Annotated in this window: 2 protein-coding genes; both read right to left on the bottom strand. The window is 68.7% G+C overall.

The window, feature by feature from the left end:
* Window positions 1-971 (bottom strand): terminase large subunit (locus BLW17_RS17235; RefSeq protein ID WP_036737114.1); only part of this gene is annotated, 971 nt, incomplete at its 3' end.
* A 34-nt stretch (window positions 972-1,005) separates the two neighbouring features.
* Window positions 1,006-1,287: phage terminase small subunit P27 family (locus BLW17_RS17230; RefSeq protein ID WP_036737112.1), on the bottom strand; the 282-nt coding region annotated here is incomplete at its 5' end.

Raw genomic sequence — 1,287 nt, 5'->3', positions numbered from 1 at the left:
CGGGTGACCTGTTCGGTCCATTCGTTCAGCCGCAGCCGTCGGATGGCGTTCTGCTGTGCCGGCATCTCGCGCGCCTCGTCGATCTGGCGCTTGAGGTCGTCAACCTTCACCGTCACCCCGAGGCTCGGGTTGGCCTTCACCCAGACCCTCGGATCAGTCCAGTCGTCGCCCGCGTCGATGGTGGCGATGAAGGCGAACCAGGGGTCGGCCGTCTCCTGCGGCAGCGTGCCCTCGAGCACCTTGACCGAGAACTCGTGATGTTGACGACAGACCGAGTGGCGGTCATGCCCGGCGGTGGTGATCTCGAAGATCAGCGGCTGGCGCCGCGCGCCGGTCGCCGTGTTGAGCTTCTGGATGATTTCGGGTCCGGGGTGCTCATGCACCTCGTCGACGGCGGCGAAGTGCACGTTCAGCCCGTCCATCTTGCTGGCGTCGGCCGAGAGCGGCCGGAACCACGAGGCGGTCGGCAGCACGGCGAGGTTGTTGACCGTGCGGGTGACCCGGGCCGAGAGCGCCGGGCTCGCCGCGACCATCCGCTCGGCCTCGCCGAAGACGATGCGCGCCTGATCGCGGGTGGTCGCGGCGGCATAGACATGCGCGCCGGCCTCGCCGTCGGCCACCAGCGCATAGAGCGCGATCCCGGCCAGCAGGGCCGATTTGCCGTTCTTGCGCGCCACCTCGACATAAGCCGTTCGGAACCGGCGCAAGCCATCCGCCCGCTTCCAGCCGAAGACGGAGCCCACCACGAACTGCTGCCACGGCTGCAGATCGAAGGGCTGCCCCGCCCATTCGCCCGTCGAGTGCCGCAGATGGCTGAAGAACTCGATCGCGTGCAGCGCAGCGTCCCGGTCCCAGACGAGGCCGCGGTCCTTGCCGGCCTTCAGATCGTCCAGATGGCGCTGGCAGGCCAGCCGGGTGAGATGTCCGGCGACAATCCTGCCATCAACCACCTTGCGAGCCCAGGCGGTCACGGGACAGCTCTGTGTCCTCCGCCCGGGGCCGGATTTACGCTGTGCTGCCACGGTTCAGAAAATCCTCGAACGGGTCGCGGGTCTCGGCTGGCGCCGCCGTGCGGATGCGGGTCCGGCTCGAGGGCGTCAGCCCGAACTCGCTCTCGATCTGGCCCATCTGCGCCAGGCACTTGTTCGCCACCGCGAGGAACGGGTTCTGGATGATGTTGCCGCCTGCGGTCTTCACCACCGGGCCGCGGCGCTTGACCTCGGCCTCTGCCTCGAGCCAGCGCCGCCAGATCACCACGTAGCGGGCGAGCGCCCCGGCATCGAGTTC

Source organism: Paracoccus sanguinis (assembly GCF_900106665.1).
GTDB classification, from domain to species: Bacteria; Pseudomonadota; Alphaproteobacteria; order Rhodobacterales; family Rhodobacteraceae; genus Paracoccus; species Paracoccus panacisoli.
This window is presented reverse-complemented; position numbering and strand designations above follow the sequence as displayed.